Below are 20,067 nucleotides of genomic sequence, written 5' to 3' on the forward strand. Positions count from 1 at the left end.
GGCAAGGGGGATGTTGACAGTATATAATTTTTTTAATATTAATTGATCCGAATAATACGTGAAATCCCGAATCCCATACACTCGCAGGAGGACTCATGGCGATCAAGGTCGTACCGCACAGGTGTCCGCAGAACCACCAGTGCCCGGCGGTGAGGATGTGCCCACGAGGGGCGCTCGTGCAGCGGGGATACCGTGCACCCCAGGTGGATCCCTCACGGTGCACGGGGTGTGGACTATGCGTGCGGTTCTGTGGGTTCGGCGCGATACAGCCTGCGTGAACCCATGTGGATGAGGCACCCCGCCGCAGAGAATCTGCGGCGGGGTCTCATGAGGCGGCCCATCGGGAGAGGATCGTGAGGATCTCGCCAGCCAGGTAGAACGAACCTGTCACCAGGATGGGCCTCCGCCCCTCCGCCCTCCTCAGCGCCTCCCCCAGGGCCGCCTCCTCCTCCGGCACCACCACCGCCCGCACCACCCCCTCCGCCACCCTCCCCACCTCCTCCGGCCTGCTCTCCCTGAACCTCCCCGCCCTCGTGACCACCACCTCCCTGCACAGCCGCCCCAGTTCCCCCAGCATCCCCCGCGCATCCTTCCCCGCCACGCACCCGAACACCCCCACCACCTCCCCCCACCCGTACCTCCGCCCCAGCGCCTCCACCACCGCCCGCACCGAGTCGCGCGTGTGCGACCCGTCCACCCACAGCTCCGGGCCCTCTGCCACCGGCTGGAGCCTCCCCGGGAGGACCGCCCCGGCGAGCCCCTGCTCCAGCGCCCCCACCTTCCCCTCCGGCACACACACCCGCCACGCCGCCGCTGCGAGCGCTGCGTTCTCCGCCTGCACGAGGAGCGGTGTGGAGAGCACCGACCGCGCCACGAGCCCGTCCTCCCACTCCACGCAGACCCCCACCCCCTCCCTCCTCACCACCCCCTCCCACCGGACCACCTCGCTGGGGCTTCCTCCCGCCCCCCCTCCGGCCTGCGCCCCCCGAACCTCCCCTCCCACACCACCCGCCGACGCCCCCAGCCCCCTCTCCACCCGCACCACCCCTGCCCCGACCTCCCGCGCCCGCCCCTCGATCACCCCCCACGCCCCCGCCTCCTGCGGCGCCACCACCACCGGCACCCCCGGCTTGATGATCCCCGCCTTCTCGAAGGCGATCTTCTCGAGCGTCTCCCCCAGGTGCTCGGTGTGCTCCAGCTCCAGGTGCGTGATCACCGTCACCCGCGGCCGCACCACGTTCGTGGCATCGAGCCGTCCCCCCATCCCCGTCTCCAGCACCACCCACTCGCACCCCATCTCCCTGAAGACGAGGAACCCCAGCACCGTCAGCAGCTCGAACGTCGTCACCTCATCGAGGAGCGCCCTCCCCTCGGCCGTCCCCTCGAGCCTCCCCCTGAGGAAGGCGAGGGCATCCAGGTACACCTCGGGAGGCCACGGCCTCCCCGCCCGGCTTATCCGTTCGGTGTAGGAGACCAGGTGCGGCGAGGTGTAGAGCCCGGTACGGAACCCCGACTCCTCCAGGACCCGCGCGAGGAAGAGACACGTGGACCCCTTGCCCTTCGACCCCGCCACGTGGGCAAAGGCCAGCCCCTCCTCCGGGTGCCCGAAGAGCCCGCAGAGCGTCCGCACCCGCTCCAGGCGGAACGCCCGCACCTCCCCCGGCCGCCGCTCGAAGTTGGCGAACCGCTCCAGGTAGCGGAAGGCCTCCTCAACCTCGGGGTGAATAGGAGCCGGGAGTAGCTCTGTACGTAATCGCAGCTGCATGGGCAGGGAACCCCTCGTACTCGGCCAGCCGTGCCACGTGAGGCCCCAGCTCGGCCAACCCCTCCTCGGTCACGTGGATCACCGACGAGAACCTGAGGAAATCGCGCACCGACACCGGCGAGAAGACCTTCGCCTTCCCCCCTGTGGGGAGTACCGCGTTCGGCCCTGCCGCATAGTTGGCGAGGCTGAACGGCGCGTGCTCGCCCAGCAGGACCTCGCCTGCATAGGAGATACGCTTCAGCGTGGCGAACGGATCATGGGTCCGCACCTGCAGGTGCTCGGGGGCCCACTCGTTCACCACCTCCACCCCCTCCTCGAGCGAGTCCACCAGGATGATCCCGCCGTAGCCCGCGAACACCGCCTGGACGAACTCACGCCGCGGCGAAGGCAGGCGGGGGATACACGAGAGCAGGTGGGCCTCCACCCGGCCGGCCAGCTCCCGCGACGGCGTCACGAGCAGGGCCGCCGAGTCCGCCCCGTGCTCCGCCTCGACCAGCAGATCGATCGCCACCTTCCAGGGATCGGCGCTCTCGTCCGCGAGGATCACCGACTCCGAAGGCCCTGCGGGAAGCCCGGTGTACACCAGGTGCGCCACGAGCCGCTTCGCCGCCGCCACGTAGGCGCTTCCCGGCCCGGTGATCATCGCCACTGGCGCGATCGACTCGGTCCCATGGGCGAGCGCCGCCACGGCCTGGGCCCCGCCCACGCGGTAGACCTCGTGCACCCCGCAGCGCCTCGCGGCATACAGGCACGCCGGGTTCACTGAGCCATCCTTCTCCGGCGGGGTCGTCATCACCACCCGCGGCACCCCGGCGAGGTGTGCCGGCACCGCGAGCATGTACACCATGGACGGAAAGCTCCCCCGTCCGCGGGGCACGTAGAGCCCGCACGAGGGCACGGGCGTGGCCCGCTCACCCGCCATCACCCCGGGCCGCACCTCTCTCATGGGAGAAGGCTCCGGCACCTGGGTGCGGTGGAACCGCTCCACGTTCTCTATCACGTAGTCGAGACTCTCCCGTATCTCCTCGGGGAGGGCCGCCTCTGCAGCCTCGAACTCCTCCTCGGACACCCTCAGCCGCTCGGGTGAGAGGACCACCCCGTCGAACTCCTTCGTGAACCGGATGAGGGCCGCATCCCCCTCGGTCCGCACCGCCTCCACCACCGGCCGCACCACTTCCTCCAGACGGGCGATGTCCTCCTCCGAACGGGAGAGGAGCCTTCGTCGTTCCTCAGGGGACAGATCCCCCCACACGTACACGTTCACCTTGAGATCGGCCATACCCCCATGCTCGCACGCCCCCCGCTCTCCGGTCAAGACCAGCCGGCACGGAAGATCGGTATGTACGTATGGTACGTGAGAGGTGAGGAGCCTCGGGAGGCGTTCGGTGAGGAGGCGCAACGATCGAGTGCATATCCTGTCGGACTGCGGACACCCACCGGATCCCCCGATCCTCGAGTGGCTCACGCATACACTCGCCCCCCGGTTCGAACGCTGTGCAACAGCCCGAATCGTAATCGAACGGCAAGGGAAAGAGGAGCCTGCCTCGGAGGTGGAACCTCGTTCCCAGGAGGGGAGACGGGTGCCTCCGCCCCGGGAGGCAACCGGCGTGGCGGGTGGACCTGCCGGGCCGCCTCGCTCCCGCGTGACGTGTCGATCGGCCTTCACCCCCCTCTACCCCTCCAGTCCCACCTCGCCTTTCATGATCCGGAAGAGGAGGTCCTCCACCGGGGGAGGAAGCCGCACCCCCTGGGAGGCGAGGATCTCACCGAAGGCTTCCCTGCTCGCGTGCTTACCGGCGAGGACCCTCCTCACCCTCCCCACGAGGGAAGGGGAAAAGGGCTCGTAGGTGCCGGGATCCCTCATCACCCCCTTCTGATGGAGCCCCGACTCGTGGGAAAAGGCGTTCTCCCCCACCACGGACTTCCACGGCGGCATCCTCACCCCGGTGATCCTCTCCAGGAGAGACGCAAGCCCTGGAAGGCGGGATGGATCCACCGAGGTCTCCCCTTCCGTAAGGACTCTGATCGCCACGACCACCTCCTCCAATGGACAGAGACCTGCCCTCTCCCCCATCCCGCAGATCGAGGTGTCCACCCATGACGCCCCTGCCCTGATACCGGAGAGGGTATTGGCCACCGCAAGGCCCAGATCGTTGTGCATGTGGAGCTCCACAGGGATCTTCACGTGCCGAGCGAGGAACGATATCCGTTCGTAGGTCTCCCATGGGGCGGCGGTCCCTGTGGTATCCGCATACCGGAAGCGGAAGGCCCCCACCTCCTCGGCCACGCAGGCGATCTCGACGAGAAAGGAGAGATCCGCCCGTGAGGCATCCTCTGCACCCACGGAGACCATCCCCCCCTTCTCCCTCGCACACAGGACGGCCTCCCGGAGGAGGGATCGGACCCTCCCCCTGTCTCCCCCGAATCGTATCCGTATGAGGATGTCCGATACCGGCACCGAGACGTGCAGGCGGACGAGTCCCAGGGAGAGCGATTCGAGGACGTCACGAGGAAGGGCTCTGTTCCATCCCAACACCCGCTGCGGCGGGAGCCCATCCACTATCCGACGGATGGCCACCTTTTCCGCGCGACCCACGGCCGCGAAGCCCACCTCCACCTCATCCACACCGGCGTCGAGGAGGCGACGCGCGAGGAGGAACTTCTCCTCCGAGGAAAAGGCGAACCCCGCCGCCTGTTCTCCGTCGCGCAGCGTGGTGTCCACAATGCCGATCCTCATCCTCTCCCCCTTCCCGAGGGCTCGGCGATCCTGTCTTCTATCACATGTACCACCGCGGTGATCCCGGTAGCCAGGACGAAGAGGATCAGGGCGTAGAGCCCTGCGAATTCCGCATCACCCATCATCACCTCCTGGTAGATGCCGAGGGAGAGGGTCTGGGTACGACCGGGGATGTTCCCCGCGATCATGAGCGTGATACCGAACTATCCCATGGCCCGGAGGAAGGCGAGCATCACCGAAGAGGAAAGCCCTCTCATCGCCATGGGAAGCTTCACCAGTAATAAGACGAGCACCTCATCGGCCCCGTCCATCCTGGCCGCGTGGAGCACATCCTCTTCTATGGACTCGAAATGACCCTTCATGCTCTTGAACACGATGGGAACCGTGACCATCACCGCAGCGATCACCGCGGCGGCCTGGGTGAAGACGATCTCCACACCCAGCCAACGTTCGAGGACTCCCCCGATCGGGCCGTGGGATCCGAGCAGGAGGAGCAGGAAGTAGCCCGTCACCGCAGGCGGGAGGAACATGGGGACCGATATGCACACCTCCACGAGTATCACACCTCTCTGCCGCTTTCCCGCAAACACCTGGGCGAGGACAACGCCTGCGAGGAGTGAGATCCCCGTCGCGATGGAGGCGATCTTGAGCGAGAGCACTATGGTATCCATGAGCATCATTCGATCCATCACTCACTCCACGATGAATCCATGCCGGGAGAGGATCTGGCCCGCCTCCCTTCCGGTGAGGAAGGCGTACAGATCCTTCGCCCGGGTGGAGGCGAGTCCCCTTCGGGTGAGTCCGCAGACCTGGAGTATGGGACGGCCCTCGACGAGGAGGATCTCGTGAGCCACTTCCACGCCTTCGATCCCCGCCACATCGGATCGGAAGACGATCGCAGCATCGGCGTTCCCCATCTGAAACCAGAGGAGGGCCTGTCGCACGGTCTCCGCGAAGAAGAACTTCTCCCGTACCCTCTCGTACAGGGCCCCCTCGTGTTCGAAGATCCGACGCAGGTACTTCCCGCTCGCAGTCGTCTGGAGGTTGGGAACGGCGATCCTTCCCATTCCAGGGGAGAGGAGACAGGCGAGGGATCCCGGCGATTCCACGGGGTGGCCCGTATGGACCAGCACCACCAGGCTGTTCCTGCAGAGGGGAGTCACCCATCGCTCATCCGCATGCCCGGTCTTCACCAGTTCCCTCGCCTCCTCCTCGTTTCCCATGAGGAACACGTCGATGGGTGCCCCTTGCATGATCTGGGCCCTGAGCGCACCACTCGATCCTATGGTGATGCGCACCGCCACGCCCGACCGGTCCTCCCAGGAACGTGCAAGTTCGTCCACTGCATCGGTGAAGACCGCCGCCGCACCTATGGTGACGTGACCACCGGACTCCGCGGAAACCCCTCGTACAGCCAGCGCTGCAACGAGAAGGGTCGTCGCCACTCGACCACGCATGGTTCCTCCTATAGGAGCAGTCGTTCCACCGTCCTCCCCTCGAGGAGGGCGTCCAGTATCTCGTCGATGTCCTCTTCACCCTCGATTCCGCCGTACCAGAGATTGTCGGGTTGGATCACCACCACAGGTCCTTTTTCACAGAGGTTCATGCACCCGGTGAGGGTGACCACCACATCCCCCATACCCCGATCCTCCACCGCGCTTTGCAGATAGCCTGCGAGCGGGAGCGATCCTCTCCTCGCACAGGTGCCCGTCGCACCCCCTCCTGTCCGGTACCCTCCGCACATAAGGATCTGTCGTTCGGGTCGTTTCATGACACACCCTCCTTGTCTCATACACCGCAGCCGGTTCCGGAACCGGCACACGAGGGACCACACCCCCAGAACGGACGTTCCACCCGGGAGGTGACCCCATGCCTGAACACCTCGTCGAGGACCTCCTGAATGAGTCCCCCCGACACCACCACACTGATACCCGCCTCACCCAGTATACGGGAGGGGTTCCCACCCACTCCCGAGGTGAGGAGCACTTCACAGTCCCCGATGATCCGAGAGAGGAGACGCCACCGCTCCTCCCCACCGCCCCTCTCTGGGGTCTCCCGCCGTTCCAGGAAGACATATCCCTGATCCCCACGCTCGTACACATACACTTCCTCGGCCTCGCCGAGATGCTGATTGATGAGCATCCCTTCCATGGTGGTGACCGCGATCCTCTCGGGTGGTCGCGTCTCCACGCGGTGATCCTTCGTGAGATCCATCACGGAACCCTCCTCTCCCAGGAATCCCAGGGCGTCCGCCCTGCATCTGACGCAATGGGACATCACGGGCAGGATACGAGCCACATCCCTCCGGAGTTCGCTCATGAATCGGGGATCGGGCTCACCTATATGTGCGAACCTGGTCCCTTCGACGGGATAGAGCGGGATGGGATTGATGATGTCCGCCCCCCATGCGGCCGTCTCCTTCGCCACCTCCCTCACATGGGTATCGTTCACCCCTGGTATCACGATGGTGTTCACCTTCACCACCAGGCCCTTCGCCTTGAGCGACACGATGGCCTCCTGCTGCCGATCGATCAGGAGCCGGGCCGCCTCCCTTCCCCCCCTCACCCGTCGCTCGTACCTTACCCAGGGATAGATCCGCTCCCCCACCTCTGGGTGCACTGCATTCACCGTCACCGTGACGTGGGAGACTCTGAGGTCGGCGAGCTCTTCCACATACTCCGGAAGGGCGAGGCCGTTGGTCGCCACACACAGGAGGAGGTCCGGGTGCCTGCTCCGTACACCCCTGAGTGTCGAGAGGGTCTCATCCGGGTTTGCGAACGGATCTCCGGGGCCGGCGATCCCCACCACCGTGAGATCGGGAAACCGTTCCTTGAGGAGATCCACCACCTCGCAGGCCTCGTCCGGGTCGAGGAGCCCGCTCGTCACCCCGGGCCGAGACTCGTTCACGCAGTCGAACTTCCGGTTGCAGTAGTGGCACTGGATGTTGCACCGAGGCGCCACGGGAAGATGTACCCTCCTGTAACGGCTCCGCGCCTCATCGTCGAAGCAGGGATGTCGTGCAGTGTCCATCACACACTCCTCACATGGTGAAGTAGGCATAGGGGCTCCGCTCCTGCTCTCTCTCGATGAGGGCGTTGACCACCCGCTCGAAGAGCGAGAGAGTACCCTCGTAGCCCAATATCCGTATCCGGTGTCCCCCCAGCCTGTCGTGGATTGGAAACCCTACCCTCACGAGGGGGACGCCCAGGCCTCTGGCGATCTTGTAACCCTTGCTGTTCCCCATGAGCAGATCGATCCCCGCATCCTTCGCCGCCATCTCCATGTCGTCGAAACTCGCACCGCTCAGTACCAGGATGTCCCGGTCTCCTCCCAGAACCTGGAGCCTCTCCCGGAAACCCGGCGTCTGTCTCCCCGTGGCGCATATCGCAGGGATCATCCCCACCTCCATACAGAACCTCGCAAGGGCGTAGACGAGCTCATCCTCGCCGTAGACCATGACCCGCTTCCCGAAGACATACTTGTGTCCGTCCGCATACGTATCGAGGACCCTGCCGCGCACCTGCCGGTACCGTTCGGAGAGGGCTTTCGTTCCGATCCGCTCCAGAGCCCCGATCCACTCGTCGGTGGCGCATACCCCCACGGGCACTCCCGTGGAGACGAGGGGTACGCCATGGACATCCTCGAGCATCCTTCCGGGGGAATCGTCCCCGTGGAATACCCCCATCTCCACGGTACAGAGGGCGCTCCCCATCCTCCTCATGAGGAACAGGGGTGTCCCCCCTGGGGGGATACCCACGTAGTGCGTCCACGCAGGACCATCGAGGCTCTCCGAATAATCGGGGAACACGATCGGGGTGAAACCCGCCTGCGAGAAGAGTTCCTTGAGGAACCGCAGGTCCTCGCAGGAGAGAAGCTGGGTGTTGAGGACATTGACGTAGGGTGTTCGAGGATGTCCTCCACCCCCTTCCCCGGGGACGAGCGCCGCGAGACTCGCCTGGATGGCGGTGAGGAACCCATCCTGATGGGTACCGCGATAGCTGGGGGTGGGGGCCAGGACGAAGACCGGGCCCTCATCCCCTCCCTGCCGCCGCCGGTATTCGTGCACGAACATGCTCACGTCCTCCCCTATGGTCTCGGCGAGGCACGTGGTCGCCACCCCCACCACGGCGGGCCTGTACTGCTGGAGCACGTTCTCCACCGCGGTGAGGAAGTTGTCCCTCCCGCCGAAGATCACGGAGTCCTCGTGGATGCTGGAGCTCGCGATATCGACGGGTTCCCTGAAGTGACCCACGAGATACCGCCTGATGTAGGTGGCGCACCCCTGGGCCCCGTGCAAGAGGGGGAAACACCGCTCTATGCCCCTGTAGACCAGCGTGGCGCCGAGGGGCGCACACTGCGCACATGGATTCACCGTGGGTCTATAGGACGCTTCCATGATCGACCCCCTCCCTGAAGAGGCGCCACACCGGAGACATGAGGGATGCGTGGACCTCCCTCGCGAAGTTCACCATCCCCTCGAACCCTGCGAGCGGCAGCTTCCTCTCGTGGTTGTGGTCACAAAAGGCCACCCCCAGCTTGTAGCTGAGAGGACGCTCCTTCACCCCTCCTATGAGGAGGTGCACGTCCTTCTCCTTGAGAAAGTGGGCGAGCTCGGCCGGGTTGCTGTCGTCGAGGATCACGGTACCCTCTTCACAGATACCTGCGATGGTCTCGTAGTCCTCCCGGCTTCCGGTCTGGGATCCCACCACCGGGGTGGAGATACCGAGGAGACGCAGGGCCTTGATGAGCGAAAACGCCTTGAAGGCCCCACCCACATAGATCGCCGCCCTTGATCCCTCGAGGTCTCGCCTGTACCGTTCGAGTTCGGCATACACCTCCGAGACCTTCGAAGCCACGAGTTCTCGCGTCCTGGTGAGCATTCCCGGTGCCGAGGGTTCGAAGAACCGCGCCACCTGGTAGAGGGCCTCGGCCGTGTCCTCCACTCCGAAGTACGACACCCTGATGAACGGTATGGCGTAACGCTCCTCCATCTTCTTTGCGAGGAGAGTGGTGGACCCGGAACACTGCACCACATTGAGGGCGGCGCTCCCGGCCTGTGCGATCTCCTCTATGGAGGAGTCGCCCGTGATCGTGGAGACCACCCGTATCCCCATCTCCTCGTAGTACCTGCGGATGAGCCAGGTTTCCCCCGCAATGTTGAACTCTCCGATGATGTTGATGCTGCACGGAAGGGTGGGGCGCTCCCCCCCGAGGAGACGATCCTGAAGAGCACATCGCAGGCGGCCCGGTATCCATCTTTCTTGGTGCCCTTGAATCCCTCCGAGTGCACGGGATAGACCGGTATTCCTTTCTCTCGTTCCACCTTGCGGCACACCGCGTCCACGTCATCCCCTATCACCCCCACGATGCACGTGGCGTAGACAAAGGCGGCCCGGGGGTTGAAACGATCGATGAGCTCGCAAAGGACCCGATAGAGTTTCTTCTCTCCCCCATGGATGACCTCCGACTCCTTGAGATCGGTGGAAAAGCTGTACCGGTGGAGCTCCACATCGCTCGAGAGCGCCCCCCGGATGTCCCAGGTGTAGGAGGCGCATCCCACAGGCCCGTGCACCACGTGGAGTACGTCCTTTATGGGATAGAGCACCACTCTCGATCCGCAGAAGGTACAGGCACGCTGGCTCACACTCCCGGCGAGGCTCGGCCGGTCGCAGACGATATCGAAGGTTCTCCCGCCCTTCACATAGAGCTGACCTTCCCTGCCCTTGAGTATACACACGCTCATACGGCCCTCCCTGTCGTCGGCACGCGGTCACATCACCAGCTCGAAACTCTCCTCCGGCACGGTGGCATCCACCCGTTCCAGGAAGGCGTTGAGTATCATCTCCAGGAGACGGACGGCACCGCGGTACCCCACGATCGGGAAATACTGGTGCCCCACCCTGTCGAGGATGGGGAATCCCACCCTCACCGAGGGGATGTTCTCGTCCCGCGCGATGTACTTGGTGTGGGTGTTCCCGATGATGAGATCCACCGGATCGTTCTTTATCCACTGATGGAGGAGGAAGAGATCTCCGGGGGCCGCGAAGTTGGGCCTCTTGTCGGGTGCCTTCTCCCTGAAGAGTTCCTCCATCCTCCGCTCTATCTTCTTGCTCTGCATGCCGGTGACGATGTGTCGCACATCCATCTCGAGGTCGAGGAGGAACTCGACGAGGGGGAAGAGATGATCGGGATCTCCGGCCACCGCCACACGTTTCCCGTAGAGATACTGGTGCATATCCGCCACGAGATCCACCACACGTGCCCGCTCCTCTGCGATGTCCTCCGGGACAGGCACCCCTGTGTGCCGACTCAGCGCCATCACGAATCGGTCGGTGGCCGCAAGGCCGAGGGGGAGATCGAGGACTTCACACGGCACACCGCACTTCGCATCGAGGGCCCGGGCTGCAGGGCCTGCGGCGAACCGCCCCAGCCCCAACGTCGCTATGGCTTCTCCTGCGGTGACGAGCTCCGACACCCTCGTGCCGCCCCGGGGAAACATCTTGAACGCCCCTGTGAGCCCGGTGTTGAGCACCCCGGAGGTGTCGGGGAACATGACCACCGCAACCCCGAAGGAAGAGGAGATCCTGCGGAGTTCCTCCATGTCCGGTGGATCCACGAACCCGGGGACGAGGTTGATCTGATCCGACCGCTTCCGGGAGGGGACGGCGAAGTAATCCACCATGGCCTTGACCATCGAGGCGTATCCCGTGATGTGCGTACCCACGTAGCTCGGGGTATTCGCATGGAAGACGTGTTTTCCCCTGGGGATGAGTCCGTTGTCCTTGGCCTTCTTCACGATCTGGGGTATGTCGTCACCGATGGTCTCGGAGAGACAGGTGGTATGGACGGCGATCACGTCGGGATCGTAGAGGGAGAAGATATTGGCGATCGCATCCATGAGGTTCCCCATCCCGCCGAAGACGCTCGCCCCCTCCGTGAACGAACTGGTGGTGGCCATCACCGGCTCCTTGTAGTGCCGGGTGAGCATGCTCCTGTGATAGGCGCAGCACCCCTGGGAGCCGTGGCTGTGGGGCATGCAACGGTGTATCCCCAGGGCGGCATACATAGCCCCTATCGGCTGACATGTCTTCACCGGGTTCACCACCAGGTTTTTCCGTTCCACGATCTTCTCAGTCGTGTGTCGCATGAGCATAGGACTCCTCCTCTCTCTCTTTCACATAGGCACCTTCGAGTGGGGCGGTCTTCTCCCAGGGCGGACAGACCATCTGCCATATCCGGCTGTTCACCATCCGGTCTATCTCCCGGTAGAAGTTGATAGCTCCCTTGAATCCCGCATAGGGACCGCTGTAGTCGTAGTTGTGCAGCTGCTTCATGGGGAGGCCGAACTTCTGGATGACGTACTTCTCCTTGATCCCTGCGCAGAAGATGTGCGGACGAATCCGTTCGATGAGGACCTCGGCCTCATAGGCGTTGAGGTCGTCTATGACGAGGGACTCCTCGTCCATCTCGGGCATCATACCCCTATAGTCCATGAACTCGATTCCCAGGGCCTTGAGTTTCTCGGCCTGTTCCTGCGTGACCCTTGGCCTATACCGGACCGGATCCGGTCCCACCTCGAGCTCCTCGATGTTCCTCGAGTCGGCGTCTATCTTGATATAGGGGAGGACCCTCCTGCCCTCGTAGTCGTCCCTGTGCGCGAACTCGTATCCGGCCGCAACGGTCCGCATACCGAGTTCTTCGAAGAGTGCCTGGTAGTGGTGGGCTCTCGAGCCTCCCACGAAGAGCATGGCGATCTTACCCTCTGTTCGTGGATAGACCTCTTCCCTCACCTTTTCCACCTCCGCCATCTCCTCTGAGATCACCTCCTCCACCCGGGCCGTGAGCTCGGGATCGTCGAAGAAGGCCGCGATCCTCCTCAGGGACTTGGCCGTGGCTGCGGCCCCCAGGAAGTTGATCTTCACCCATGGGATGCCGTATTTCTTTTCCATCATCTCCGCCATGTAGTTGATGGACCGGTGACACATCACCAGATTGAGGTCGGCCGTATGGGCCCTCGTGAGATCCTCATAGCACGAGTTCCCGCTGAAGGTGGAAACCAGGGTGATACCGCACCGCTCGAACAGGCGTTCCACCTCGAAGGCATCACCTCCGATGTTGTACTCCCCCAGCAGGTTGACCTTGAACCGACCCTCTTTCACCTCGTCGTTCAGTCCCACCACATCCGTGAAGAGCTTGTTGTTCGCGATGTGGTGACCCGCCGACTGGCTCACCCCTTTGTACCCCTCGCAACTGAAGGCGAAGATGTTCACCTCCGGATATTTCTCTTCCATCTCCTTCGCAACCGCGTGGATGTCGTCTCCTATGAGGCCCACGGGGCAGGTGGCGAATATCCCTATGGCCTTCGGATGGAACGCGGCGATGGCCTCTTCGATCGCAGCCTTGAGCTTCTTCTCGCCACCAAAGATGATCTCGTTCTCCGTGAGATCGGTGGTGAAGGCATAAGGCAGGAAGTTCTGGTCCTCCTCGGTACGCGGTTTCGTCTGGTTCCTGCGGGTGAGCCATGAATAGAACCCGCACCCTATGGGGCCGTGGGTGATCTGGAGGATGTCCCTCGTGGGACCGAGGACCACGCCTTTACAGCCTGCATAACAACAGCCCCTCATGGTGAGGATGCCGGGGATGGTCCTCACATTGGCGACGATCTCGGGCGGGGTTCCGGTTTCGGGATCCTTTCGGTTGATCACCACCTGTTTCGCCCTCTTTCTTGCCACTTTGGCGGGATATCGTTCGAGGATCTCCTCCCGTATCTTTTCGAGATCGAATCGTTCGAGCCCTTCCATGTGTCTCCTCCTAGTCGTCGAGGACACCGTCCCCGTTCTCTCCGGTTCGTATCCGCACTGCGTCCTCTACGGGCAGCACGAATATCTTTCCGTCACCCGGCTTGCCTGTGCGATTGACCGAGATGAGGGTCTTCACCACCTTCGGTACCAGGCGATTGGGCACCACCATGATGAGGAGGCGTTTGGGGATGAGGCGCTGCCCCGATCCCAGCTGGGCGATGGCCTCCTCGTATCCCTGTTCCGCCCCTTTGAGGACCTTGAAGTCAACCAGGCCCTTTCCCCTTCCAAGGCACTCGGTGGCCGTGAGGGAAGCCACACCAGCCTCGGAAAGGGCCTCCTTGGTACGGTTCATCATGTTCATACGGATGACCGCCAGGATCTCCTTCATAGTTTCACCTCTTCCACACGTCCGTCGGGGAGCTCCCGGATGGCCGAACTTATGGTGTAGGCCTCCTCGAGGGGGGCCACGAAGATCTTACCGTCCCCGAAGGCCCCCTTGTCCCCGGTCCGAGCGGCCCGGATGATGGTCTTGATCACCAGATCCCTCTCGGAGTCCTTCACGGCGATGAGGAGGAGCTCCTTGGGAAGCTCGTCGTAGACCACGTTGCCGATCTTTATACCACGTTGCTTGCCCCTACCGTGGACCGAGAGCTTGGTCACCGCTGGGAACCCCGCGGCCATGAGTTCCTCCAGGACGTTGTCCACCTTTTCGGGACGCACGATCGCCTTGATCATCACCATCGTCTTCCTCCTCGTCGTTCAATTCATGATTCCGTACTTTATGAGAAGCTCCTCCAACTCATCGTTTCGGAGTGGCTTCGGGATGACGAACATGGTGTTTTCCTCTATTTTCTTCGCGAGGGTGCGGTATTCCTCGGCCTGTGGATGATCCGGGGCATACTCCACCACCGTCATCCTGTTGATCTCGGCCTTCTGCACCATGTTGTCGCGGGGAAGGAAGTGGATCATCTGGGTGCCGAGGCGCTCGGCGAGGGCCTTGATGAGATCTTCCTCCCGCTCCACCTTACGGCTGTTGCAGATGAGACCGCCGAGTCTCACCCCTCCCGCCTCTGCGAACTTCACGATTCCCTTGCAGATGTTGTTGGCGGCGTACATGGCCATCATCTCGCCGGAGACCACGATGTAGATTTCGTTGGCCTTGCCCTCGCGGATGGGCATGGCGAAGCCCCCGCAGACCACGTCCCCCAGCACATCGTAGAACACATAATCCAGACCCACCGACTCGCTGAAAGCTCCCAACTGTTCCAGGAGATTGATGGAGGTGATGATACCCCTTCCCGCACACCCTACCCCCGGCTCGGGTCCTCCCGACTCTATGCAGATCGTACCCTTGAACCCGATCTTCCTGATGTCCTCGAGCTCCACATCCTCTCCCTCCATCCTCAGGGTGTCCAGGACGGTCTCCTGATGCAGTCCCCCGAGAAGGAGACGTGTGGAATCCGCCTTGGGATCGCACCCCACCACCATCACCTTCTTGCCCATTTCCGAGAGTGCGGCGACCGTGTTCTGGGTGGTGGTGGACTTGCCTATCCCACCTTTTCCATAGATGGCAACCTTTCTCATGCAGCATCCTCCAGAAGGTGTTTCCACATCGGTATGAGCAAAAGTCGTGCCATGGGAGGAGGAATGGGTAAGTCGATACTCTATAAAAAAATATCAAATCCTGACAAAAAAGGTAATATTACTTTGTCTGCCTATATGTAGGACGATATCTTTGATTCTACATTTATGTACTATAAAAGGCTGTTTTTTACTCTCTCGTGGAAAAATGGGCTCGGAGGTCTTTCTCTCCGTTCCTGGATCCTACATCGAGGTAGTACCGGCCTTCCTCTGGGGGGTCTCCCTCATCGGACTGTAACGGGGCTCACGCACTCCATACAAGCTACGGCTCCATGTCACCACTCGTCCTCGGTGGTGCACGAATCTGTCTCGCCGTGACCTCAGCACGTGGATCGGGTGCGGGGAGGGAGGCCTCCGGTGTCTACTCCACGCACAGGTCGCTGCGTTCCGGCGACGGGAAGCCCCCGAACCTGCCCCGTCAGGTGGGGGTCTCTCTCCTTGGGACTCCTCTTCTTTCTGACTCGAGGGAATGAGACCACCCTTCCGGTGCGGCCGTTTTCAGTCAGACCTGCTCGTATTCGGCCTTCTGATTCTACACACTATACCCAATGCGGATCTGTGTACCGTGAGATTGACCTGAGATGCCGAGGGTGAAGGCTTTCCTCTATATTTTCGTTGACAGCGAGGGATTTGAGTCATAGAATAGAATCGACATGTGCGATAAGTGTGGGTACGCAATGGGCTCCGTGTGTGATCAAGGAGGCAGATGCCTTCGGCGTGTTGTTCCCAAGGCTGTCAAAGGAGATCATGCCTGACATGTTCGGAGGTGTGAGGATGAAGAGACATGTCATACTGGGCGTGTGTGTGCTCTTCTCTCTTACCCAGATGAGCGCCTCAGACGAAAAAATAGGTTTCCTCCTCTATGGACCCGATTTCATGATAAGTATCCCCCTTCCCTCCTATTGGGAAGTGGATATGGAATTCGCACATAGGAATAGAATCGACGGATTTTTCTTCATCAAAGAGGCGGGGATCAGAAACTCTCCTGTTGGGATAATGGTAGTGTTGGCTCGGAAACCGAATGAGGAAGCGACGTTGCAGGATTACATAGAGTACGATAAACGAAAATTGATGGGTTATTATCCCAATTATGTTCTGAAAAACTCGTAATCGAAGATAGAACACAGAAAAACGGGTTCACCGTTGAGCTGTTTGAGTTCCAGGATAGATCGGACAGGGGGCATTATCAAAATATCGCCTATATAGATTGTAATGCTCCCTATTTTGTCAAACTCTACATCGACTGCAAGAGAAAGAGTGGAAATGCAAAGTATATAAAGGATTTCATGGAAGCCGTTTATGGGCTTTCGTATATGGATGTGGAAGTCCAAAGACCGAGCCTCTGACCGCCACTCCCACTGAACCAGGCGCGGTCCGTTCGCCCGCCCTGTACGGGTGAGTGAGGGCATTTCTTGATCCCGTGTGGCCTTCTCGTTCGGGCACTCGCCGGTAGGCACGCGGGCGGACTTCGGGGAGATGCTCCCCTCTCGGGGTGCGGCTCTTCCCCCGGTGGAGGACCTCCTCTCACGGACGAGGAGGGGCGAGCCGGGACGGTGGAGGCCGACCGGCACCTCAGGCGGATGTGAGGTGGCCCGGCCGGTCGATGCCCCGTGCGGCTCATCTCCCCAGGAGGGAGCCGGCGGCGTCTTTGAGGAGCTCGCTCGCCTTTTCCTTCACTTCGTCTGTCTTCTCCTCGAGCAGCTCCTGCCGGAGGCGGGAGATCCGGTCTTCGAGGGCCCTGCGGTGGCTCTCCAGGTCTTCCCTGAGGCCTTGTGCGCCGGCGCGGAGGGCCTCGCTCCGGCGGGAAAGATCGTCCAGACGAGTGGTTTCCCCGGAGAGGGCCGCGAGGGAGTCCCGGATACGGGCCTCCAGTTCCTCCTCGATCCGGGATGCGAGTTCACTCTTCTGGGTGTCCAGCGCACGGGCGAGACGTTCTGCGAGGGAGGAGAAGAGGGGACTCGTGACCTCGAGGGATTCCTCCTGATCCTGTTTCCGGTACGAGACGGTGAGGGAGAGGCTCTCTTCGCCTTCCAGGAGTGGTGCGACGAGGTGTCCCGGCCCGCCGGTGGGGGCAAGGTGTGGTCCGGCGAGCGAGAGGCTGCCCCCGGCCGTGAGGGTGCGGGGGTAGGTGCCCGATGCCCGGAAGGATGCGCTCCCCGTGGCGGAGAGTGCACCGAAGAGGGGAAAGGATCGGTCCCGGAGTTCGAGGCCTTCCGCCTCGAGGGAGAGGGTATAGGTGGGCTCGTCCTTCGAGAGGTCGAGGGTGCCCTGCGCCCCCACCCGGGGGGACCCGGTGTAGGAGAGGCGGAGGGTGAGGGGTGTGTGGATGAGGGAGGGATGGCTCGTGAGGTCGGTGAGTTCCAGGGAGAGGGTACCGCCCGGTAGGATGCCCGACCCTGACAGGTGCCGGAGCCAGAACCCCGGCCGCCGCTTCACGGGAAAGTGCACCACCCGGCCTGTGGGAGCCTCCCGCCGGTGTCCGGGGGAGCCCTCTCTGCGCCGGGCGAGGGTGAGACAGGCTTCCACCCCCTTCCGGGCGTATGCGAGATAGGTTCGGGCCTCGTCCTTGAGGATCGAGGCGGTGACCTCGGAGAGGAGGCGGGCGATGGCCTCGCCGTCGGGCCTGAGGAACGAGGAGAGGTAGGCGCTGTCGTGCTCCACCGCGCCGCGGAGCTGCCGTTCGAGTGCTCGTGCCCGGGAGATCCGGTCCTCGATGGCACGGGAGAGGGCCCCGGCCTCGTCGTAGAGGAGGCTCGCCTCTTTCGTGAGGGGTTCCGCGTCGGAGACGAGTGCCGTGAGGGCAGCAGGGTCGGAGATGCGCGAGGGGTTGGTGCGGGTGAGCTCCTTCACGCGAGAGGTGAGGTCCCGGAGCCGACGGGAGAGGCGGTCGAGGTCGGCCTCGAAGGACCGTGGGGCCTCCCGGATGAGGGCCTCGACCTCCCGTCGTGCCGCGACCACCTGGAGCCGGTCCGCCTCCCGGGAGAGCAGGGCCTCCACGTCGAGCGCGGAGGGGTCGAGGACGGCGGCAAGGACGGAGGCGGGGTCCGGCCCTCCCTCCGAAGGGGGGGACGGGGAGGCCGCTTCTTCCTGCTCGGCCCCTTCCTGCGCGGGGAGGTCCCCCGGTTCGGTGCGGGCCGTGCCGAAGGCGAGGCCTTCGAGCCGGAGCGTCTTCACCGTGAGGCTTCCCCACAGGAGGGCTTCGGGGTCGAGCCACACCTCGACGGGGCCTGCCTCGAAGAGGTTGTGCATGGGGGACGACCTGTCCGCCACCTCCACGTGGGCGATGGTGAGCCTGAGGGAGAAAGGAGAGAGGCGGAGTCCGGTCACCTCGGCCTGGGCCCCGAAGGCGAGTTCCAGCCCCCGTTCCAGGGAGCGCTCGAGCAGGGGACCCGCGAGGAAGAGCGTGAAGACCAGGATCACACCCGCAAGGAGGCCGAGGAGGATGAGCGGACCGGCCGAGATGAGGCGTCGGTTGGCCTTTATCTCCCGGTGGAGGCGGGCGAGTCGTTCCCTCTCGCCCGGTGTGAGGTCCCCCCGCAGGAGGAAGCGCCCGTCCGTTTCGGTGAAGCAGGAGGAGAAGAACTCCCTGTCCGCGGGGATTTCCAGGAAGCGTGTCATGGAGGAGAGGGCTTTGGGGGTGAGAGGTCTCTTGAGTGCACGGGGAAGGCGGCGTGCGGCCATGCGTCCTCCTAGTGTACCAGGTGCAGGATCCGTGAGGTCTTCTCTATGGCCTCCTTGAGTCGGGCTACGAAGGGGATGCGGAGGAGGGCCTTGTACCAGCGACTCTGGACGAGGCGTTGTGCCATGTGGGTTCGGTAGCGGTCCACCAGGAACCGGAAAAGGAAGAAGACCGGCGGCCAGAGGAGGGTGCCCAGCGTGAGTCCGCCCATGACCAGCGTGTGGTTGAACCTGAAGAGAGGGACAAGGGGGAGGTTGTAGAGGGATGTCCACACCGACACGAGAGCCGGGTGGGTGAGGACGGCCCAGCCTACGGCGTCGGTGAGAGGGGTGAGGAGGGGAAGTGCGAGTTTCACGAGTGCCAGTACGAGGAGTTTCGCGGCATGGTTGTGCACCAGGATGAGGGAGAAGAGGAAGAGGAGGATCCACAGGAGGTTGCCTGCGGGGATGCAACCGAGGAGCAGACCCCAGGCGATCCCGGCGGCGATGTGTTCCTTGCGCACATTGGTGTTGAGGGCCACGATGATGCGTGCGAGGGCCTTCACCATACCACTGTTGTAGTATGGGTGGAAGGAAAAGGCAAGGCGGCGCGGGCACTTGCCCCTTCTCGTTCCTCTGTCTATGCTGGAGGAAACAGACGGGGGAGCGTGTGATGGCGGACCGCATAGACTACACGATTCACGGCGATGAGATGCAGCTCGTGGAGGTGGTGCTCGATCCCGGTGAGGGGGTGCGGGCCGAGGCGGGGGCCATGCTCTACATGGAAGAGGGGATCGCCATGGATACCCGCATGGAGGGCGGGCTCCTCGGGGGCTTCAAACGCATCCTCGCGGGTGAGAGCTTCTTCATCACCAACTTCGTGAACACGGGCTCGCGCAGGGCGGCGGTGGCCTTTGCAGCCCCGTATCCGGGGAAGATCGTCCCGCTCGACCTCGGTGCGCTCGGCGGGCGGTTCGTCTGCCAGAAGGACGCCTTCCTCTGCGCCGCGGCCGGCATCGAGATCGACGTGGTCTTCACCAGGCGCTTGGGGGCAGGGTTCTTCGGCGGCGAGGGCTTCATCCTTCAGGAGCTGTCAGGCGATGGGTGGGCTTTCATCCACGCGGGCGGCACCATCGTGGAGAAGCGGCTCGCGCCCGGCCAGACCCTCAGGGTGGACACGGGGTGTTTCGTGGGCTGCTCTCCCACGGTGGACTACGATGTGCGGTTCGTGGGGGGCTTCAGGAACGCCCTCTTCGGAGGTGAGGGGCTCTTCCTCACGGAGCTTACCGGGCCGGGGGTGGTCTACCTCCAGAGCCTGCCGCTCGCCCGGCTCGCGGACAGGATCCTCGCGGGGCAGGTTCAGCGGAAGGGGGAGGGGGGACCGGGGATGATGGGCTCGTTCTTCGGCGAATAACGCGACCACATGCGTCGGCTATAACGACCATTCGGCACAAGAGGAGCAATCG

21 protein-coding genes are annotated in these 20,067 nt (G+C 63.1%); 3 read left to right on the forward strand and 18 right to left on the reverse strand.

Features of this window, described 5'->3' with window-relative positions; genetic code table 11:
• The first annotated feature begins 95 nt into the window (after window positions 1–95).
• Window positions 96–278: a 4Fe-4S binding protein gene (locus tag STHERM_RS11410; protein WP_071650325.1), complete on the forward strand. Its 183-nt coding sequence runs from the start codon at window positions 96–98 to the stop codon at window positions 276–278.
• Window positions 279–325: 47 nt separating this feature from the next.
• On the opposite strand, the gene STHERM_RS12515 is transcribed toward STHERM_RS11410, so the two are convergent.
• The 16 genes from STHERM_RS12515 to nifH form a co-directional block, all read right to left on the reverse strand.
• Window positions 326–1,765, reverse strand: coding sequence for a bifunctional folylpolyglutamate synthase/dihydrofolate synthase (locus STHERM_RS12515; RefSeq protein WP_013313153.1), 1,440 nt, complete (start codon window positions 1,763–1,765; stop codon window positions 326–328).
• On the reverse strand, window positions 1,710–3,044 hold the full coding sequence (gene hisD / locus STHERM_RS01700; RefSeq protein ID WP_041623693.1) for a histidinol dehydrogenase: 1,335 nt from the start codon (window positions 3,042–3,044) through the stop codon (window positions 1,710–1,712). The genes STHERM_RS12515 and hisD overlap by 56 nt, the downstream gene beginning before the upstream one ends.
• 393 nt (window positions 3,045–3,437) lie before the next feature.
• Complete coding sequence (locus STHERM_RS01705; protein ID WP_013313155.1) at window positions 3,438–4,502, reverse strand: homocitrate synthase 2; 1,065 nt, start codon at window positions 4,500–4,502, stop codon at window positions 3,438–3,440.
• Window positions 4,499–4,690, reverse strand: coding sequence for a hypothetical protein (locus tag STHERM_RS11555; RefSeq protein ID WP_013313156.1), 192 nt, complete (start codon window positions 4,688–4,690; stop codon window positions 4,499–4,501). The genes STHERM_RS01705 and STHERM_RS11555 overlap by 4 nt, the downstream gene beginning before the upstream one ends.
• A 15-nt stretch (window positions 4,691–4,705) precedes the next feature.
• The gene (locus STHERM_RS01710; protein WP_013313157.1) at window positions 4,706–5,191 is read right to left on the reverse strand and encodes a molybdate ABC transporter permease subunit; all 486 of its coding nucleotides are present in this window, start codon (window positions 5,189–5,191) and stop codon (window positions 4,706–4,708) included.
• Between the two features lie 3 nt (window positions 5,192–5,194).
• The gene (gene modA / locus STHERM_RS01715; protein ID WP_013313158.1) at window positions 5,195–5,959 is read right to left on the reverse strand and encodes a molybdate ABC transporter substrate-binding protein; all 765 of its coding nucleotides are present in this window, start codon (window positions 5,957–5,959) and stop codon (window positions 5,195–5,197) included.
• Between the two features lie 8 nt (window positions 5,960–5,967).
• On the reverse strand, window positions 5,968–6,273 hold the full coding sequence (locus STHERM_RS01720; RefSeq protein WP_013313159.1) for a (2Fe-2S) ferredoxin domain-containing protein: 306 nt from the start codon (window positions 6,271–6,273) through the stop codon (window positions 5,968–5,970).
• A gap of 17 nt (window positions 6,274–6,290) precedes the next feature.
• Window positions 6,291–7,532 carry a radical SAM protein gene (locus STHERM_RS01725; protein ID WP_041623152.1) on the reverse strand — a complete coding sequence of 414 codons (1,242 nt, stop codon included), beginning with the start codon at window positions 7,530–7,532 and terminating at the stop codon, window positions 6,291–6,293.
• Between the two features lie 10 nt (window positions 7,533–7,542).
• A complete protein-coding gene (locus STHERM_RS01730) occupies window positions 7,543–8,898 on the reverse strand; it encodes a nitrogenase component 1 (RefSeq protein WP_013313161.1) in 1,356 nt (451 codons plus the stop codon).
• Window positions 8,882–9,682 (reverse strand): nitrogenase component 1, encoded by an 801-nt coding sequence (locus STHERM_RS12465; protein WP_250635652.1) that lies wholly within the window; start codon window positions 9,680–9,682, stop codon window positions 8,882–8,884. Before STHERM_RS12465 ends, STHERM_RS01730 begins: the two co-directional genes overlap by 17 nt.
• Window positions 9,571–10,245, reverse strand: a complete 675-nt coding sequence (locus STHERM_RS12470) for a nitrogenase component 1 (protein WP_250635651.1) — start codon at window positions 10,243–10,245, stop codon at window positions 9,571–9,573. The genes STHERM_RS12465 and STHERM_RS12470 overlap by 112 nt, the downstream gene beginning before the upstream one ends.
• A 27-nt stretch (window positions 10,246–10,272) precedes the next feature.
• Entirely contained in the window at window positions 10,273–11,649 is a 1,377-nt protein-coding gene (gene nifK, locus STHERM_RS01740) for a nitrogenase molybdenum-iron protein subunit beta (protein ID WP_237223325.1), read from the reverse strand.
• Window positions 11,633–13,303 carry a nitrogenase molybdenum-iron protein alpha chain gene (nifD, locus tag STHERM_RS01745; RefSeq protein WP_013313164.1) on the reverse strand — a complete coding sequence of 557 codons (1,671 nt, stop codon included), beginning with the start codon at window positions 13,301–13,303 and terminating at the stop codon, window positions 11,633–11,635. The genes nifK and nifD overlap by 17 nt, the downstream gene beginning before the upstream one ends.
• A gap of 10 nt (window positions 13,304–13,313) precedes the next feature.
• Window positions 13,314–13,691: a P-II family nitrogen regulator gene (locus STHERM_RS01750; RefSeq protein ID WP_013313165.1), complete on the reverse strand. Its 378-nt coding sequence runs from the start codon at window positions 13,689–13,691 to the stop codon at window positions 13,314–13,316.
• Window positions 13,688–14,044 (reverse strand): P-II family nitrogen regulator, encoded by a 357-nt coding sequence (locus STHERM_RS01755; RefSeq protein WP_013313166.1) that lies wholly within the window; start codon window positions 14,042–14,044, stop codon window positions 13,688–13,690. The genes STHERM_RS01750 and STHERM_RS01755 overlap by 4 nt, the downstream gene beginning before the upstream one ends.
• An 18-nt stretch (window positions 14,045–14,062) precedes the next feature.
• A complete protein-coding gene (gene nifH, locus STHERM_RS01760; RefSeq protein WP_013313167.1) occupies window positions 14,063–14,887 on the reverse strand; it encodes a nitrogenase iron protein in 825 nt (274 codons plus the stop codon).
• A gap of 747 nt (window positions 14,888–15,634) precedes the next feature.
• Here nifH and STHERM_RS01765 point away from each other — a divergent pair.
• Window positions 15,635–16,054, forward strand: coding sequence for a hypothetical protein (locus tag STHERM_RS01765; protein WP_148223847.1), 420 nt, complete (start codon window positions 15,635–15,637; stop codon window positions 16,052–16,054).
• Between the two features lie 507 nt (window positions 16,055–16,561).
• On the opposite strand, the gene STHERM_RS01770 is transcribed toward STHERM_RS01765, so the two are convergent.
• Together STHERM_RS01770 and STHERM_RS01775 are read right to left on the reverse strand one after the other, a co-directional pair.
• On the reverse strand, window positions 16,562–18,625 hold the full coding sequence (locus STHERM_RS01770; protein WP_013313170.1) for a hypothetical protein: 2,064 nt from the start codon (window positions 18,623–18,625) through the stop codon (window positions 16,562–16,564).
• A gap of 8 nt (window positions 18,626–18,633) precedes the next feature.
• Window positions 18,634–19,170 (reverse strand): TIGR03546 family protein, encoded by a 537-nt coding sequence (locus STHERM_RS01775; RefSeq protein ID WP_013313171.1) that lies wholly within the window; start codon window positions 19,168–19,170, stop codon window positions 18,634–18,636.
• Window positions 19,171–19,274: 104 nt separating this feature from the next.
• On the opposite strand from STHERM_RS01775, the gene STHERM_RS01780 reads away from it, so the two are divergent.
• The gene (locus tag STHERM_RS01780) at window positions 19,275–20,015 is read left to right on the forward strand and encodes a TIGR00266 family protein (RefSeq protein ID WP_013313172.1); all 741 of its coding nucleotides are present in this window, start codon (window positions 19,275–19,277) and stop codon (window positions 20,013–20,015) included.
• Window positions 20,016–20,067: the final 52 nt, after the last annotated feature.

Origin of the sequence: Spirochaeta thermophila DSM 6192, assembly GCF_000147075.1 — a bacterium.
GTDB lineage: Bacteria > Spirochaetota > Spirochaetia > Winmispirales > Winmispiraceae > Winmispira > Winmispira thermophila_A.

What these genes read in the sequence shown, in the direction of transcription:
- STHERM_RS12515 (WP_013313153.1), bottom strand. Translation starts at nt 1,765, where the DNA reads ATGCAGCTGCGATTACGTACAGAGCTACTCCCGGCTCCTATTCACCCC.
- STHERM_RS01775 (WP_013313171.1), bottom strand. Translation starts at nt 19,170, where the DNA reads ATGGTGAAGGCCCTCGCACGCATCATCGTGGCCCTCAACACCAATGTG.
- STHERM_RS11555 (WP_013313156.1), bottom strand. Translation starts at nt 4,690, where the DNA reads ATGATCGCGGGGAACATCCCCGGTCGTACCCAGACCCTCTCCCTCGGC.
- STHERM_RS01710 (WP_013313157.1), bottom strand. Translation starts at nt 5,191, where the DNA reads ATGGATCGAATGATGCTCATGGATACCATAGTGCTCTCGCTCAAGATC.
- STHERM_RS11410 (WP_071650325.1), top strand. Translation starts at nt 96, where the DNA reads ATGGCGATCAAGGTCGTACCGCACAGGTGTCCGCAGAACCACCAGTGC.
- STHERM_RS01755 (WP_013313166.1), bottom strand. Translation starts at nt 14,044, where the DNA reads ATGGTGATGATCAAGGCGATCGTGCGTCCCGAAAAGGTGGACAACGTC.
- STHERM_RS01705 (WP_013313155.1), bottom strand. Translation starts at nt 4,502, where the DNA reads ATGAGGATCGGCATTGTGGACACCACGCTGCGCGACGGAGAACAGGCG.
- nifH (WP_013313167.1), bottom strand. Translation starts at nt 14,887, where the DNA reads ATGAGAAAGGTTGCCATCTATGGAAAAGGTGGGATAGGCAAGTCCACC.
- hisD (WP_041623693.1), bottom strand. Translation starts at nt 3,044, where the DNA reads ATGGCCGATCTCAAGGTGAACGTGTACGTGTGGGGGGATCTGTCCCCT.
- modA (WP_013313158.1), bottom strand. Translation starts at nt 5,959, where the DNA reads ATGCGTGGTCGAGTGGCGACGACCCTTCTCGTTGCAGCGCTGGCTGTA.
- STHERM_RS01725 (WP_041623152.1), bottom strand. Translation starts at nt 7,532, where the DNA reads ATGGACACTGCACGACATCCCTGCTTCGACGATGAGGCGCGGAGCCGT.
- STHERM_RS12470 (WP_250635651.1), bottom strand. Translation starts at nt 10,245, where the DNA reads ATGAGCGTGTGTATACTCAAGGGCAGGGAAGGTCAGCTCTATGTGAAG.
- nifK (WP_237223325.1), bottom strand. Translation starts at nt 11,649, where the DNA reads ATGCGACACACGACTGAGAAGATCGTGGAACGGAAAAACCTGGTGGTG.
- STHERM_RS01770 (WP_013313170.1), bottom strand. Translation starts at nt 18,625, where the DNA reads ATGGCCGCACGCCGCCTTCCCCGTGCACTCAAGAGACCTCTCACCCCC.
- STHERM_RS01720 (WP_013313159.1), bottom strand. Translation starts at nt 6,273, where the DNA reads ATGAAACGACCCGAACGACAGATCCTTATGTGCGGAGGGTACCGGACA.
- STHERM_RS01780 (WP_013313172.1), top strand. Translation starts at nt 19,275, where the DNA reads ATGGCGGACCGCATAGACTACACGATTCACGGCGATGAGATGCAGCTC.
- STHERM_RS01730 (WP_013313161.1), bottom strand. Translation starts at nt 8,898, where the DNA reads ATGGAAGCGTCCTATAGACCCACGGTGAATCCATGTGCGCAGTGTGCG.
- STHERM_RS01750 (WP_013313165.1), bottom strand. Translation starts at nt 13,691, where the DNA reads ATGAAGGAGATCCTGGCGGTCATCCGTATGAACATGATGAACCGTACC.
- nifD (WP_013313164.1), bottom strand. Translation starts at nt 13,303, where the DNA reads ATGGAAGGGCTCGAACGATTCGATCTCGAAAAGATACGGGAGGAGATC.